The organism is Alicyclobacillus sp. ALC3, assembly GCF_028751195.1.
Classification (GTDB): Bacteria; Bacillota; Bacilli; order Alicyclobacillales; family Alicyclobacillaceae; genus Alicyclobacillus_L.
Window position 1 is genome coordinate 916374 of sequence record NZ_CP066784.1, and the last position, 15498, is coordinate 931871.

Here is a 15498-nt window from a genome sequence, read left to right on the forward strand (position 1 = left end):
CCAATCGCAATTTTAATAAGTCCTCATATAATTGTAAATGTCAGCTTTTACACACGGAGTGTTTTTTGAACATGCAACCTGCATGTATATACATATTGAAGGACAGTGAGTTTCGTACTAATGTTCACCTTCTACGAGAAAATGTCAATATTAAATCGACATTTTTCTAGTTCTCACAGTCGCATGATAGCACTTTCTGGAGCAACTACAATCGTCATCTAGAATAAATATTAATATTAGACAATTTTCTCAAGTGCGTTCAAAAAGTCTGCAAAACGCACATCAATGCCGTGCAAAAGGAAACCGACAGGCGCTGATGACTGCTCAGAGCCAGTCGGTTCCTTTTTACATTTTTGGAGCAATTAACGAAAAGTATCCAAAATATCTTGATAATCGTCCTGAGACAACGTCCAGTCCTCGTGCGCGATTGGAGTCTCCGGGTACCCGTGGGCCGTCTCCTCGTAACTTAGCCGCTCGGCGTCTTCGTACACGAGGCCAGTGACGAGGTTGTTCGCCTGTGCAACCTTCGTCAAAGCGTGTACACGGTCGTGCGGGTTGTATTCCGGTTCTTCATCGAGATTCACTAGATTGCTCTTGTAAAAGTCATACGTCTGGGTCTTGTTGAACGTCACGCAAGGGCTGAAGACGTTAACCAACGAGAACCCTCTGTGCTTGATAGCGCGCTCGATGAGACTAGTCAACTGTTTGATATTTCCAGAGAACGCTTGGGCGATAAAACCGCAGTTTTGCGCCAGCGCCAGTTGCAGCGGCGCGATTGGTTGCTCCACGGAGCCCTCCGGTGAGGTCTTCGTCCGCGATCCGATATCACTTGTCGGCGATGCTTGCCCCGTCGTCAAACCGTAGATATGGTTGTCCATGACGACGTACGTAATGTCGACGTTGCGACGCATGGCGTGGATGAAATGCCCCATGCCGATGCCGTAGCCGTCTCCATCGCCACCTGCCGCCATTACCGTCAGACTCCGGTTTGCGAGTTTGACCGCCTGTGCTGTTGGTAGAGACCTGCCATGCAGAGAATGTAGCCCATAGCCGCCGAAGTGCTGCGACATCTTGCCTGAACAGCCAATTCCAGACACAACGGCCACGTCTTCGGGAGCGATGCCCAGGTTCACAGCCGCCTTTTGCATGGCGTTCAGAACACCAAAGTCACCGCATCCTGGGCACCAAGTCGGGCGCTCGGATTGAAAGTCCTGAATGGATACCGCCATCAGTTCAACACCTCCACACTCTGTACTTCCTGAACACGCGTGAGAATTTCACGCAGAGTCAAAGGATCACCGTCGTACTTAAGGCAAGAGACCAACTGCCTATGACAGTTGACATGTTTCTTCATTAATTCGGCCAACTGGCTTGTGCTGTTCAACTCGACGACAAGCGCGGTCTGAACCCCCACCAGCGCCTCTGCAAGTTCTGCAGCTGGGAACGGCGCAACACGCGAGAAGTGAATGTGTTTCGCCATGAGACCATGGGCTTCCAGCGCCTCTCGCGCTTCTTCAAGCACTCCCCAGGTACTGCCAAAGCCAACGAGCGCAAACTCTGCATCTTCGTGCCCATCGACTGTGAGGCCGCTCTCATGCCGGAAATTGGCAAGCTTCTTGTGTCGCTTCTCGACCTGCGCCAGCCGGGTCGGCTGGTCTTCGACCTCCATGCCAATCCCATTGTGTTCGTTGCCAAGCGCGACGTATCGAGCATTGCGCTGACCTGGCAACGCGCGCGGCGACACGCCGTCGTCTGTAGCAGTGTCATAGCGCTGATAGGAAAAGCGCGCAAGTTTGGCGAGTTCGTCGTCAGTGAGCAACTTCCCACGGTCAATCTTCACACGGTCGAGTGGCAGGTCGTCGACTGACTGAGAGGACATACCGGTGTAGAGGTCGGTCAAGACAATCACCGGGACTTGGTACTTTTCCGCCAAGTTGAAGGCTTCAGCTGTGTAGTAAAAACACTCTTCGACGGTGCGGGGCGTGAGTACAATGCGCTCTATATCCCCGTGTGTACCGTGCACCGCTTCGTTGAGGTCGCTCTGTTCCGTCTTGGTCGGAAGTCCGGTAGAGGGACCGCTGCGCTGTACGTCGACGATGACAAGCGGTGTTTCGGAAATCCCGGCTAGCCCTAGCGCCTCCATCATCAAGGAGAAGCCAGGCCCCGAAGTCGACGTCATCGCGCGGACGCCTGCGAAGTTCGCGCCAATGGCCATGTTCACAGCCGCAATCTCGTCTTCTGCCTGCAGCACCAGACCACCGTGCTTTGGAAACTGCGAGATGACCCAGTACATGATTTCGGTCGCTGGGGTGATTGGATACGCGGCGAGCAGACGGCACCCCCCTGCAAGCGCGCCAAAACCAGTTGCCTGGTTGCCGGACAAGTACAGGTGCTCACCACGCGCTTCGGGCCGTGCCGGGGCGGAAAGAAAGACGTCGTGGTGCTCCAGGTAGTAGCGATACCCCGCGCGCAAAGCGTCCATGTTGCTGTCTACCACAGACTGTCCTTTGCGCCCGAACTTTTCTGCCACGACGGGGGTAAACTCTTCTGCATCAAGCTGAGCGATAGCCGCACTGACTCCAATCGCCACCATGTTTTTCATAATCGAGTTTCCGGCGGACTTCGCGATGTCCGTGAGTGGCACACCGTACAAGTGCACGTTGCGGTCATCCGGAGCTTTCGCGGTAAACGCTGTGCTGTCGCTAATGACCACGCCGCCGTCCACCATCTCATGCCAATTGACGTCAACCGTAGTCTGATCAAAGGCCACGAGAACGCTTACACTGTCACCATGATGACGAACCAGTTGGTCAGCTATGCGGATTTTGTAGTTCGTGTGCCCGCCCTTAATGAGCGACATAAAGTGACGGTACGTGAAGGTGTAGTACCCCATGCGGTGCAGTGCGATGGCAAAAATGTCACCCGTACTGTCGATGCCTTCCCCCTGCTTCCCTCCGACTTTCCACCCGAAGTCTCGCATCATCGCGCCCTCCCTTTCTCCTCGTCCACGCATAATCCAGTGCAAACAGAGTAGCCTGTCAGGTATGGACAAACCATTCAGAACCGCGGGTTTGGTCTGCGTGCTGATGCTGTGCCTTGCGCTCCCGTTTGCTGCACGACCTAACTCTGCAGCGGAGACGCAAGCCCAACCCGCCCTCAGCAAACTGAATATGAATATGGTAGCACAGTTTCAGAATTTTGCATATGACAGTCAGCGGAATCCAGGCTCATCAGGAGATGAAATGAAGGTGCGGCAAGGGTTTCAACACAAATCACCTGTATCAAACACACAGCAAAACTGTATTAATACAGCTGACAGGACAGCCACCCGACCGACCTCGAAAACTTCCCCGCTGGCGCTGCAGAAGTCACTTCGTCACGTCATTGGCGACTTCACATTAACCGCCTACACACTCGACTACCACTGCACAGGGAAGCGCCCATCCGAGCCCGGTTTCGGGATTACCGCAAGCGGTACGCACGCGCTCGTCGGACGCACTATCGCAGTGGACCCGCGGGTGATCCCGATCGGCAGCCGGGTATTTATTGAAGGAATTGGGTCAAGAATTGCAGAGGATACGGGTGGAGGGGTCAAGGGCCGACACCTCGACATCCTGTTTCCATCGGAACATGCTGCCGTAACCTTCGGCGTCAAGCGACACGTCCGAGTCTATCTGGAGGAAATACCGAGGTAATCCCGCACGGAATGGACAAATGGAGCAAACAGCGGCGCGCAGGTTTGGACGGCGCGTACAACGTCAGCAGGCTGTAGTTGATGGTATTCACGCACAAGTTGATTTCGGAATGTGAGGGCGTCGGAGAATTGTTCAGGAAAAGTTCGATCGACGACGCCCTCCTCCGCAATGACTCGGACAATGTCCGCGTAACTGCCGGGTTCCCGCATCACCAGGGCATCGATAATCAAATTGGCAGCGTCCGTCACACACTCGATAGCTACGTGCAGTGCCCGTTCCGCGGCCCAAATCCGCGTTACGTCCTGCCAATCAGCTTCATTCCAATTGAGTGCTGCCGTCAAAAAGCGCGAACGTTCGTCCACGGTTCGGAGCCTCAGATCGACTGCCTCCCTGAGCTCATCGGTCACAAACACTGTGAAACACCTCGACTTTGCGGACAAATTCCGCGAAATTGTGGCCCATCTGTTTCTTTGACGATCCTAGTTAAGTATAATGGACTGTGGCGTGGAACCAAAGTCAGGAACTACGCCCGCCGCGTGAACCCGCGCGGCTCAGAAATGATCACATCACACCGTGTGTGGTCAAGAGGAGTGGACTGCTGCATGCTAGATCAACTTTCGTGGAAAGTTGGCGGGCAACAAGGCGAAGGTGTAGAAAGCACTGGCGAAACGTTCGCGATCGCATTGAATCGGCAAGGGTACTACGTATACTCCTTTCGGCATTTTTCCTCCCGCATCAAAGGTGGGCACTCAAACGACAAGGTTCGGGTCAGTCTTCAGCAATTCCGTGCCGCCGCGGACTACACAGACGTTCTCCTAGCGTTTGACCAGGAATCTATCGATTTGAACGTCGGAGAGGTCCGAGAGGGCGGCATCGTTATTGCAGACGCTAAGTTCAATCCGACAGCGCCAGATCACGTTCGATTGTTCGTGGTGCCGCTGACGAAACTAGCGGAAGAAGCCGGATCGGCGATTATGAAGAACATGGTATCGCTCGGCGCTTCTGCGTGTGTTCTGGGTCTCCCCATCGACATCTTCAAAGATGTCGTGGAAGAACGGTTCAGCCGCAAAGGCCAGCGTATTGTCGACCAGAACATGCAGGCCATTCAGGCTGGATTTAACCATATTAGAGACCTCGGCGGTGAAGACCCAAACTTCGCCTTGAAGCCGGCTGATGGAACCAAGCGCTTGTTCATGATGGGGAACGACGCTGTCGCACTTGGGGCGCTGGCTGCCGGCGCGCGTGTGATGGCTGCCTATCCGATTACTCCGGCGTCGGACGTGATGGAGTATCTCATCAAGAAACTGCCAAAAGTTGGCGGTGTGGTCGTGCAGACGGAAGATGAAATTGCGGCTATGACGATGACCATCGGCGCTGCGTATGGCGGGACTCGCGCACTGACGGCGACATCCGGCCCTGGTCTCGCTCTGATGATGGAAGCCATCGGCCTCTCCGGTATGACCGAGACACCAGTCGTCATCGTTGACACGCAGCGCGGCGGACCCTCGACGGGACTACCGACAAAACAGGAACAGTCCGATATGCTCGCTGCACTGTTTGGGACGCATGGCGAAATTCCGAAGATCGTGCTTAACCCCGCAACGCCGGAAGAGTGCTTCTACATGATGGCGGATGCATTTAACCTCGCCGAACACTACCAGTGCCCGGTCATTGTCATGACCGACCTCCAACTGTCACTCAGCAAGCAGTCAACGGAAGTCTTGCGCCTGGACAACGTTGACATTGACCGCGGCGCCTTGATTCAGTCGTCGACAATTGACACCCCAGCTGGCGCGGAGTTCAAGCGCTATGAAATCACTGAATCGGGCATCTCCCCACGCGCCATTCCTGGCACAAAGGGTGGTTTGCACCACGTCACAGGTGTCGAGCACGTCGAAACTGGTCGGCCGAACGAGACGGCTCACAACCGTAAAGAGATGATGGATAAGCGCATGCGCAAACTCCACGGCGTTGAACTGCCGGGCAGTGTGAAACGCTCTGGCGATGCGGATCCGGACATCCTGCTGATTGGCATCGGCGCCACCTACGGCAGCATTAGCGAAGCGGTTGGCAAGCTCCAGGAAGATGGACTCAAGGTGGCTCATGCGCACATCCATGCGCTGCTGCCGTTCCCGGTCCACTTGCTTGAGGAAGCGATGCAAGGCGCGAAACAGGTTGTCGTCATTGAAAACAACGCAACTGGCCAACTGCGCAGCCTGTTGTCGTTCAACAACGTCCACCACGACCACATTACCAGCATGTTGAAGTATGACGGAACCCCATTCCTGCCGGTCGAAATCTCCCGGCACTGCAAGGAGTTGGTATAAATGGCCACAGTCAAGGATTTTCGTAACGATGTCCGGCCAAACTGGTGCCCTGGGTGTGGAGATTTCTCTGTCCAGGCGTCTCTGCAGCGCGCGCTCGCGTCGATGGGTAAAGAACCGCATGAAGTCGCCATTATTTCTGGAATCGGTTGTTCCGGCCGCATCTCCGGCTATGTGAATACGTACGGTTTCCACGGTGTGCACGGTCGCTCACTGCCGACTGCGCAGGGCGTGAAGCTCGCAAACCGCGATTTGACAGTGATCGCCTCCGGTGGCGACGGCGACGGCTTTGGCATCGGCCTCAACCACTTCATGCACGCCGTTCGCCGCAACATCGACATCACGTATATTGTGATGGATAACCAGATTTACGGCTTGACGAAGGGCCAGCACTCGCCGACGAGCGCTCACGGCTTTAAAGCCAAGACGACGCCAGCGGGCAACATCGAAAACGCCCTCGTGCCGACGCAGATTGCGCTGGCCGCCGGGATCGGCTTCCTCGGTCAAGGCTTTTCGAGCGACGTCAACCAACTAGTTTCCCTGATTCAGCAGGCCATCGAGTACAAAGGCTTCTCGCTCATCAACGTGTTCAGCCCATGTGTGACGTACAACAAGGTGAACACGTACGACTGGTACCGGGAGAACGTCGTCAACCTCGACAATCGCCCCAATTACGACCCGGCTGACCGCGCGACGGCGATGCGGACCGTGATTGAGACACATGGACTGTGTACGGGTCTCATCTACAAGGACGACTCACGCGTCGCCTACGAAGACCAGATTCAGGGCTACGCCAGTCGCCCGCTCTCCGAGGCAGACCTGCGACTTGAGCGCAAAGTGTTCGAAGAGGCCCTGCACGAGTTCGCGTAACGAAACAGATTGATATATGGGTGTGTGAATCACGAGGTCAGGAGCATACGCCCCTGACCTCTTCCGCCTTGTGAGGAGATGAACGATTGAGGAAATTGTTGCAGTGGATCTTTTCGCTCGACCTCGCCCTCTGGTTTGGCGGCGGTGTGTACTTCTCCGCGATGGCAGCCGAGGAACTCTCCAATCAACTGAGTCTCTCGCAATTTGGGCACGTCATCGGCATCCTCTTCCCGCCGTTTTTTACCCTGATGGCGATCACGGCCGTCATCGGCTCCATCCTCTACATCGTGATCGGGCGAAGCAGCGGTATGCACTCGAAGTCGTACACGGTGGGCCTCTGGCTGGTACTGTTCGGCGCGCTCGCCGCCCTCGTCAACTGGCTCATTCTACTGCCGAAGGTACAGCACATCGAACAGGCGATAGGCCCGCTCGCAAGCGCGAGCAGCGCAGAGTTGCAGCAGTTCGGGATGTGGCACGGTCTGTCGCTCGGTCTGCACTTTCTCGAGATGGCGGCCGTAGCCTTGGTCTGGCTTTGCTTTTCACTCAACACATCGACGACGGGGAGGAAATCTGCATGACAGGAGCAGGAGAAAACCACCGCATCGATAGTCTGTCTTGGCATGCTGTACGCTTGCCTGAAGGCAGTACACTCGTTCGCAAGCATACGTTTGAATACACCACAGCGGCGAACATGTACGACCTCGAGTTGTACGAGCACCAGGACAAGACATGGCACGCGATTGCTCTTCCCCGCGGCGGTAGTCGGGTGATCATCTACGGTTCGAACGTGGTCGACACCGCACAAATGGCCATCCAAGTTGTAGTGGACAAGATTCGCCGCGAAGGCCTCGAAGCGTGGGACGAGCCCGCTGTCTCCGAAACGGATGCAGAGGACACCGAATCCGAGCATTGACGGAAGCGGGAGCCTGGGGCGGGAGCCTGGGGCGGGAGCCATTATCGATTCCGCGACCGCGATAACCGCACAGAACAGCTTATCGCGGGTTTTTGCGGGGTGACAAGGTGGAATAGCCAGTTGATTACCGCTTAAACGGCCGTGATCGGCTGGATTTCCACCATATTTAGCGCCCGAAGCGGTTCTGGACCGCTAACTCGTCCCCTGCGAACCCATTTTCGAATGAATAAGCCACCCTGCGCCGCTATTTCGTCGGCCATCGAGCCTGCCCCATCGAGCCTGCCCCATCGAGCCTGCCCATTACCACCACTTGCCAAATACGGCGCCGATCAGTACGCCGATGATTGCCCCGATAACAACTTCCTGCGGTTCGTGTCCGAGAATCTCCTTTAAGCGTTCGCCCTCTTCGGTTGCGGACGCTTCTACGGTCATCCCTGACTGCGACATTTCAACCGCGATGCGATTCAGCAACACGGCGTGTTCACCGGCATGTCGGCGGATCCCGCCCGCGTCGTATAACACGATCGCTGAAAAAACGACTGCCGTCGCGAAGATCGGCGACTTCACGCCCACGACATACGCGAGTGCTGTCGTCAGCGCACAGACACCTGCGGCGTGAGAACTCGGCATTCCGCCCGCGTCGATGACTTTATGAAAATCCCATTTGCGGTGCGTCACAAAGTGAATCGGGACCTTGGAGAGCTGCGCGAGAATGATGGCCGTAAAAGCGCCCATCAGCGGAGCATTGTGCCAAAGGCCTAATAAAATGCGTATGAAATCTGTTTTCATATTCACCCACCACTACTCGTCCAAAGTCGGCTTTCCAGCAATACCATCGTATCACAACCTGCGCACGCACGCCTCATCGCCTCATCGCCTCATCGCCTCATCGCCTCATCGCCTCATCGCCTCATCGCCTCATCGCCTCATCGCAGGGCCCAAGCCACCACGCGTCCGGGCGCAGCGCACGCTTCACCACAGAGCGAGCGATGGGCCGGGGCTTTTGTACTACACTCGCGCACGGGCGAGGACATACGCTGAGTCAGCAGGGGTCGATCCGCTCGACGGCCCAGCCCAAAACGAGGAGGAACCCTACATGTTGCGTGTTCATGATGTGTATATCAACGACGAACGGTTCCAGGCAACCGAAGTCAACCTGCCCAAGACCAACCTACTGATGATCGAGTCCGCATCCGGGTATGTCATGTGCGGTGCACTCGACGTGGAACTGCTGCGCACGAAGCTCGTCAGCCGCGGAATCATCGCGGCTCGGGCCGTTGGCGTGAAGACGATGGACGACCTCCTGAACGGGACGGTTGAATCGTGCACGCAGGCGGCAGAAGGCATCGGGATTTGCGAGGGGATGCCGATTCGAGAAGCGCTTTTGTGCATGCGCGAACATGAAACACACGCCTAAGTACACTTCTTCTATTCCGTTTTGGCCCAGTTTCCTGTACGATGTGGACTGTGACATCTGACGGAGGTGCCGCATGTCCGCACAACACTTAGGGCTCTTTATTTCTCACTATGGCAATGTCGCGGTGTTTTTGTTGATGACGCTGGAGAGCGCGTGTATTCCAATCCCCAGCGAAGTGGTCATGCCGCTCGCAGGCTACCACGCTTTCACTGCACACCAGAGCTTCATTGTCCCGGTTCTAATCGGCACCTTGGCAAACGTCGTCGGCGGGCTCATTGCCTACGCCGTAGGGCGGGCTGGCGGGCGACCTTTCATCCACCGCTACGGCCGTTACATTCTACTCAACGACCGACACCTCGAACGGGCCGAACAATGGTTTGCCCGGCGAGGGGAGATCACGGTGTTTGTAACCCGGCTGCTTCCTGCTCTGCGCACCTTCATTTCGCTGCCGGCCGGTGTCGCCAAAATGGGACTGTGGCGGTTCACCATCTACACAGCCATCGGCTCGTTCATTTGGAACTTTGCGTTGACAGACGCAGGCTACCAACTTGGACAGCACTGGGAGACGGTCGCGAAGTACACCAAGCCACTCACGTACATCGGCGCAGTGCTCTTGGTGGCAGCCGTAGTGTGGTTTTGGTTTGGCCGTCGGCGCGCCAGCGCAGCACAGAGAACCCGCCAACAACGGTAGCTAGAGTGTTCGGTTGAACAAGATGGAGCGAACGCGATCAAACTGAGGGCCTGTGCCCTCCACCACTTCCTTCGGGACAAACACGCGGTACTCGCTGTCGGGCAGGAGCGCACGCACAACGCGCGACTCCCGGCTGAGTTCCGTGCGCGTTCCGTCCTCGCGCAGCAGCAAGATACCCTCGCCACGGTACACATACCCTGCAATCTCGGATGCCCTGCCAGAGACGTAATAGTCCGGATGGAAGCCAAGCGACCGTGCCGCAGTACGCAGCACCGCCCACTCCTCCACATTTGGCTCTGACCGCAGAACAGGTGAAAAGAGGCGCCTGTGCAGAAACCTTCGTGACAAGTCTGCCAGCACTTCATCGTGACACTTGGACCAGGTCCGAAACGCGTACAACAGCGTCGACTCATCCATCGCGAGGTAATCCGCCACAGACACGTTGGCTTCGTCCGCGCCGATAATCGCGAGAAGTTCTGCAGGCACATCCGGCAGTTCGCCAGCTTTGATGACTTCAGCCGCACGCCGTAGGATTTGAAACACCAACACGTCACTGCCCACCGTCACCGGGTGCAGATACACCTGTGTGTACATAAAATAGCGGGCCAGGATATACTGCTCGACGGTATGCAGGGCGTTTGCGCGCAACAAGATTTGACCGTCGACCAGTGTGAGCGACCGCAGCAGGCGAGCCAGTTCAAACCGCCCATAACTCACGCCCGTGTTGAGCGCGTCACGCAGCAGGTAATCCATGCGGTCCACGTCAAGTTGGCTCGTGATTAGCGGTTCGACCATCGGGTGGCGACCGTTCTTCTGCAGAATCCCCACGAGGTCGAGTGGAAAGTCCTCGTCTACTTCGCTTAAGATGCTGCGAATTTCATCGTCTTCCAGAATGATTCGGTGCGTCCAGTGTTCGTGGTGGACGGGGTAAATTGCTTCGAAGGTGTGTGAAAACGGTCCATGCCCGACATCGTGCAACAGCGCGGCCGACAAGGCCAACTTGCGATCACGCTCGTCAGACGGCCACCCGCACTCTTGCTGAAGGTGAATCAGCAGCCGCCGCATCGTTTCGTAGGCGCCGAGCGAGTGTGTAAAGCGGCTGTGCTCAGCCCCGTGAAAAGTGAGATACGACGTGCCGAGTTGGCGGATTCTGCGCAATCGCTGTACTGCGGCGGTGTTCACCAACTGCCAAATCCACGGGTCCTCCACCAGGATTTCATCATGGACGGGGTCCTTCAGGACCTTTTCAAAGTGTGGCATGTCGTCACTCCCGCTTTCGACTCGGCTTGTCCGCTCAAATCCCTGGTTTATCTCTCACTTTCGCAAAAACCCCCAGCCCTCGCCGCCCAAAGTGGGCAGACAAGTACTGGGGGTCTGTCGTCAGTCGCAGGAGCCCGGTTGGCCTGCGTCCTCCGCCGTCCGAAAACTTGCGCCACAGCCGCACGTCGTCGTAGCGTTGGGATTGTTGATTTTAAACCCTTGCCCGGTCAGGTCGTCGACGAAGTCGAGTTGTGCCCCGTCAATCAGGCGCTCGCTCGCTTTCTCCACGGCAATCTGGATACCTTTGAGCGCAAACACATCGTCACCAGGTTGAACGGCATCTAGCGCCATGCCGTAACTAAAACCGGAACACCCACCCGGTTTCGTATAAATGCGCAGCGCACTGACACCTTCCTCTGCATCCGCCAACATCTCCCGCAGTTTCTCGGCTGCGCTGTCCGATAAAGTCAACACCATAAGAAGGCTCACCTCACTTGGATTTCTATGCTTTTATTATACTCCAGGTGCCAAGGCGCGCACGTCTGCGAGTACGGCATCGGCATGACCGTCTACCTTGACCTTCGGGTAGACCTTCGCGACGCGCCCGTCCTGGCCGATCACGAACGTTGTCCGCACAATCCCGCGCGTCACGCGGCCGTACATGTTCTTGTCCTGTATCACACCATACGCTTCGCAAACAGAGGCGTCCTCGTCCGCGAGCAGCGGAAAGTTGAGTTCATACTTCTGGGCGAACTTAACATGGGATTTGACCGAGTCCTTGGACACGCCGAACACAACAGCGCCTGCGTCTTTCAGTTCGCGGTTCAGGTCTCGAAATGAACAGGCTTCTTTGGTGCAACCCGGTGTGTCGTCTTTCGGGTAAAAATACAACACTACCACTTGTCCACGCAACGACTCGAGTGAAACCTCCTGCCCGGATTGGTCAGGCAACGTGAACAGCGGTGCCATCTGTCCAACTTCCAGTTGTGCCATCGTGACAAACCTCCCTAAATCAGTATATCACGCAAGTTCCACATTCTTGTAGGCGTGGACGATGTCTGAACTGCCAATGATGCCAATCGGACGGTCACCGCGACAGACGAGCAGATAAGTGACACCGTGCCGGTTCATTTGGTCGAGCGCGTCAGCCAACGTCGCCCGTTCGTCCACACGGTGAATCACCTTCGGCAGCAACTTCGCGACCGCGTCACCCTTGCGGTGTTCGTCAGCGAGCGCTTCCAGCACCTGCGCGCGAGCGACGGAGCCGACGAGGTTTCCTTGCTCGTCGCGTACCCAGGCATACCACTCTCGACACGTGCCGAACTTATCCCACGCTTGCTTGACAGTCATCTCGGCGTGTAACGTCATTCGCTCGGGTGCGAGCGCCTCGCCCACAAACACAGCGCGCATTCGGTCTGGTTGACGGCGTCGTGCAATGTCGAGACCACGGCGGACCAGCTTCAAGGTGTAAATCGACTCCTTGCTCAGCGTCCCCGTCACAGTGGCGGCGAGCACGGACGTAATCATCAACGGCAGGATGATGCTGTAGTCCCCGGTCATCTCAAACAGCATCATGATGGCCGTGACAGGGGCCTGGGCACTGCCAGCAAACACACCAGCCATGGTGATGGCAGCGAGCGCCCCAGGGCTGATGGTGAGGTGTGGGAAGATGCGCAGCGCAACGAGTGCAAGCGCTCCACCAAGCATGGAGCCCTGGTACAAGCCAGGCGAGAACACACCGCCGGAACCACCGCCGCCAATGGTGATTGACGTAATGAGAAGTTTGAGCACCAACAAGACGAGTAACAGCCACAAGGCCAAGTGGTTCGACAACGCCTGGTCGACTGTGCCGTAGCCAACGCCGAGAACCTGTGGAAACCACATACCCGCGAGGCCCACCAGGAGTCCGGCGAACACAGCTTTGCTCCAGAACGGAATCTTGATGCGATCAAAGACGTCCTCCACCGCGTAGAGCACCTTGATGTACACGTACCCCCACACGCCAGCGAGCAATCCGAGTACGATGTAAATCCAATAAACGCGGAAGTCCCCCGTGTGAAATGGGAAGTTCGCGCGAAAGGAGGCATGATTGCCAAAAAAAACGCGGCCGATAGCCGCACTGACAACACTAGAGATGACGATGGCTGTAAAGTTCTGCAGTGCGAAACTGCCGAGAATGACCTCAGTGGCAAACATCACACCGCCGATGGGAGCGTTAAACGTGGCAGCGATACCGGCTCCCGCACCACACGCGACCATCAGGCGCAGATAACGCTCCGGGAGGCCAAGGTACTGACCAAAGATTGAGCCGAACGCAGAGCCAATCTGGACGATGGGGCCTTCGCGCCCGACAGAACCTCCGGATCCGATGTTAAGCGCTGACGCGATGGACTTGACGACGACCACGCGGCCGCGAATCTTGCTCCCGTTTTCGGCGATGGCTGCCATGACCTCTGGGACGCCGTGACCTTTTGCCTCTGGCGCAAAGTACTTCACAATAAAACTGACAATAACCAGGCCAATGACGGGTAGCAGCAGTACGTCGGCGCGTCCCAGAAACGACAACTGGGGCTTCAACTGACCAAAAAACAGGAATTGAAACACTTTGATAAGCTTCCGGAACCCGACCGCTCCAAATCCTCCGGCTAGCCCAATCAGCACAGCGTAGAGGAGCAACACCAATGGTTCTGGCATCAAGTGTGTGAGCCGACCGTGCACACCCTTGCGAGGCGTGGGCGGCTGTTTGGGCGATGATTGTTTCCCGGCGCTACGGTTCGTTATAGCACTGTCTGTAGTCGTGGGTGTCGTATTCCCAGACACTACTTCTCCCCTCCCCGCTTTACGCGCGCCTAGACGCGTGGTCGACCCAGCACCACTTTGACGTGACGAATTTCCGGGTCATCCGGCCCTTGCACTGGCAACCCAGCCCGTAAGTTCTCTTCAATGTAGTCGATGTTGTCCTGTGTAACGACTTCACCCGGCAGCAGAATTGGGATGCCTGGCGGGTAGACCATAATCATCTCCGCGATGGTCCGGCCGACCGACTCAGCGATTGGCACGACTTCCGTCTTCGCGTAAAATGCCTCGCGTGGCGACATGCGCAACTCCGGCATGGACGGCGACTGCACAGGCATTAAGTGCAGGTCTGTGCGATCGCGGTACGACGCCGCGATTTCAGACAGCGCGTCCACCAACTGGTCTACGTCATCCTGCCTGTCACCCCAGGAGATGATGCACAAAATGTTGTAAAGGTCGCTCAACTCGACCTCGATATTGAACTCTTCTCGCAGCATACGCTCCACGTCGTATCCCCGCAGTCCGAGCTTGCGGACGGACACTGTGAGTTTTGTCGGGTCAAGCGCAAACGTCGCGCTGTCGGTGAGGATTTCGTTGCCGACGCAGTACAGACCCTCAATGTCATTGATGCGCTTACGCGCATCCTCCGCCAGCGCAATCGCAGTCGCGATGCGTTCGTGCCCAAACAACGCGAGCTCGCGCCGAGCCACGTCAAGCGAGGCCAGCAAGAGATAGGAGGTGGAGGTCGTCGTGAGCATGCTCATCACGACTTGTACGTGCCTTGGGTCGACGAGTCCGGCGCGAACATTGAGTACGCTCGACTGCGTCAGAGACCCGCCGAGCTTGTGCACGCTGGTGGCCGCCATGTCTGCTCCTGCAGCCATCGCTGACATCGGCAGGTCGCTGTGAAAGTGCGTCAACACACCGTGCGCTTCATCGACAAGCACCGGTACTGCAAGTCGATGCGCAGCTTCCACAATCGCAACGAGATCGGCGGCCACGCCAAAGTAGGTCGGATTGATGACAACCAGCGCCTTTGCGTCAGGGTGCGCCGCTAAGCCAGCTTCCACGACTTCCACTGACAGTCCGTGGGCAATCCCTAGATTCGCGTCAACTTCTGGCTGCAAAAACACCGGCCGCGCATCCGCCAACATAATGGCTGTCAAGACGGACTTGTGCACGTTGCGCGGGACAAGGATTGTATCTCCAGGTCCAACCGTCGCCAGTACCATCGCCATAATCGCCGTGCTTGTGCCCTGCACAGAGAAATACGTAGCATCCGCGCCAAACGCCTCGGCTGCCAATTCTTGCGCCTGCTTGATTGCGCCTGTCGGGTGATGCAAGTCGTCGAGCGGCGCAATATTGATGAGGTCGAGAGCCAAAGCATCGTCACCCATCAACTGTTGAAACGTTGGCTCCATCCCGCGTCCGCGCTTGTGCCCGGGGATGTGGAACTGCACCGGCTGTCTCGCCGCGTGCCGAAGGAGCGTACTGAAAAGCGGTGTCTCTTGTTGTGGCAATCTGCCGCCCTC

Annotated in this window: 17 protein-coding genes; 7 read left to right on the forward strand and 10 right to left on the reverse strand. The window is 56.7% G+C overall.

Annotated elements, in window-relative coordinates:
• Positions 1 to 362 precede the first annotated feature (362 nt).
• A complete protein-coding gene (locus JC200_RS04380; protein ID WP_274434952.1) occupies positions 363 to 1229 on the reverse strand; it encodes a 2-oxoacid:ferredoxin oxidoreductase subunit beta in 867 nt (288 codons plus the stop codon).
• Positions 1229 to 2983 carry a 2-oxoacid:acceptor oxidoreductase subunit alpha gene (locus JC200_RS04385; protein ID WP_274434953.1) on the reverse strand — a complete coding sequence of 585 codons (1755 nt, stop codon included), beginning with the start codon at positions 2981 to 2983 and terminating at the stop codon, positions 1229 to 1231. The genes JC200_RS04380 and JC200_RS04385 overlap by 1 nt, the downstream gene beginning before the upstream one ends.
• A 265-nt stretch (positions 2984 to 3248) precedes the next feature.
• Here JC200_RS04385 and JC200_RS04390 point away from each other — a divergent pair, with 265 nt between their 5' ends.
• A complete protein-coding gene (locus JC200_RS04390) occupies positions 3249 to 3695 on the forward strand; it encodes a 3D domain-containing protein (protein ID WP_274434954.1) in 447 nt (148 codons plus the stop codon).
• On the opposite strand, the gene hepT is transcribed toward JC200_RS04390, so the two are convergent.
• Complete coding sequence (gene hepT, locus JC200_RS04395; protein ID WP_274434955.1) at positions 3671 to 4057, reverse strand: type VII toxin-antitoxin system HepT family RNase toxin; 387 nt, start codon at positions 4055 to 4057, stop codon at positions 3671 to 3673. The genes JC200_RS04390 and hepT overlap by 25 nt on opposite strands.
• A 240-nt stretch (positions 4058 to 4297) precedes the next feature.
• Here hepT and JC200_RS04400 point away from each other — a divergent pair, with 240 nt between their 5' ends.
• From JC200_RS04400 to JC200_RS04415, 4 genes are all read left to right on the forward strand, one after another.
• Entirely contained in the window at positions 4298 to 6022 is a 1725-nt protein-coding gene (locus JC200_RS04400; RefSeq protein WP_274434956.1) for a 2-oxoacid:acceptor oxidoreductase subunit alpha, read from the forward strand.
• Positions 6023 to 6889: a 2-oxoacid:ferredoxin oxidoreductase subunit beta gene (locus tag JC200_RS04405; RefSeq protein WP_274434957.1), complete on the forward strand. Its 867-nt coding sequence runs from the start codon at positions 6023 to 6025 to the stop codon at positions 6887 to 6889.
• Positions 6890 to 6975: 86 nt separating this feature from the next.
• Complete coding sequence (locus JC200_RS04410) at positions 6976 to 7467, forward strand: DUF4149 domain-containing protein (protein WP_274434958.1); 492 nt, start codon at positions 6976 to 6978, stop codon at positions 7465 to 7467.
• A complete protein-coding gene (locus JC200_RS04415; RefSeq protein WP_274434959.1) occupies positions 7464 to 7802 on the forward strand; it encodes a hypothetical protein in 339 nt (112 codons plus the stop codon). Before JC200_RS04410 ends, JC200_RS04415 begins: the two co-directional genes overlap by 4 nt.
• 131 nt (positions 7803 to 7933) lie before the next feature.
• Here the strand turns inward: JC200_RS04415 and JC200_RS04420 are convergent, their stop codons facing one another.
• The gene (locus JC200_RS04420; protein ID WP_274434960.1) at positions 7934 to 8062 is read right to left on the reverse strand and encodes a hypothetical protein; all 129 of its coding nucleotides are present in this window, start codon (positions 8060 to 8062) and stop codon (positions 7934 to 7936) included.
• A 40-nt stretch (positions 8063 to 8102) separates the two neighbouring features.
• Entirely contained in the window at positions 8103 to 8591 is a 489-nt protein-coding gene (locus JC200_RS04425; protein WP_274434961.1) for a divergent PAP2 family protein, read from the reverse strand.
• A gap of 307 nt (positions 8592 to 8898) precedes the next feature.
• Here JC200_RS04425 and JC200_RS04430 point away from each other — a divergent pair, with 307 nt between their 5' ends.
• Together JC200_RS04430 and JC200_RS04435 are read left to right on the forward strand one after the other, a co-directional pair.
• The gene (locus tag JC200_RS04430; protein WP_274434962.1) at positions 8899 to 9219 is read left to right on the forward strand and encodes a YunC family protein; all 321 of its coding nucleotides are present in this window, start codon (positions 8899 to 8901) and stop codon (positions 9217 to 9219) included.
• Between the two features lie 73 nt (positions 9220 to 9292).
• Entirely contained in the window at positions 9293 to 9910 is a 618-nt protein-coding gene (locus JC200_RS04435) for a DedA family protein (protein WP_274434963.1), read from the forward strand.
• Here JC200_RS04435 and JC200_RS04440 read toward each other — a convergent pair whose 3' ends face one another.
• The 5 genes from JC200_RS04440 to JC200_RS04460 form a co-directional block, all read right to left on the reverse strand.
• Positions 9911 to 11170: an HD domain-containing protein gene (locus tag JC200_RS04440; protein ID WP_274434964.1), complete on the reverse strand. Its 1260-nt coding sequence runs from the start codon at positions 11168 to 11170 to the stop codon at positions 9911 to 9913.
• 120 nt (positions 11171 to 11290) lie between these two features.
• Positions 11291 to 11647 carry a HesB/IscA family protein gene (locus tag JC200_RS04445; protein WP_274434965.1) on the reverse strand — a complete coding sequence of 119 codons (357 nt, stop codon included), beginning with the start codon at positions 11645 to 11647 and terminating at the stop codon, positions 11291 to 11293.
• 36 nt (positions 11648 to 11683) lie between these two features.
• Complete coding sequence (gene bcp / locus JC200_RS04450; RefSeq protein ID WP_274434966.1) at positions 11684 to 12163, reverse strand: thioredoxin-dependent thiol peroxidase; 480 nt, start codon at positions 12161 to 12163, stop codon at positions 11684 to 11686.
• Between the two features lie 27 nt (positions 12164 to 12190).
• Complete coding sequence (locus JC200_RS04455; RefSeq protein WP_274434967.1) at positions 12191 to 13990, reverse strand: chloride channel protein; 1800 nt, start codon at positions 13988 to 13990, stop codon at positions 12191 to 12193.
• A 29-nt stretch (positions 13991 to 14019) separates the two neighbouring features.
• On the reverse strand, positions 14020 to 15486 hold the full coding sequence (locus JC200_RS04460; RefSeq protein ID WP_274436463.1) for an aminotransferase class I/II-fold pyridoxal phosphate-dependent enzyme: 1467 nt from the start codon (positions 15484 to 15486) through the stop codon (positions 14020 to 14022).
• Between the last annotated feature and the right edge of the window lie 12 nt (positions 15487 to 15498).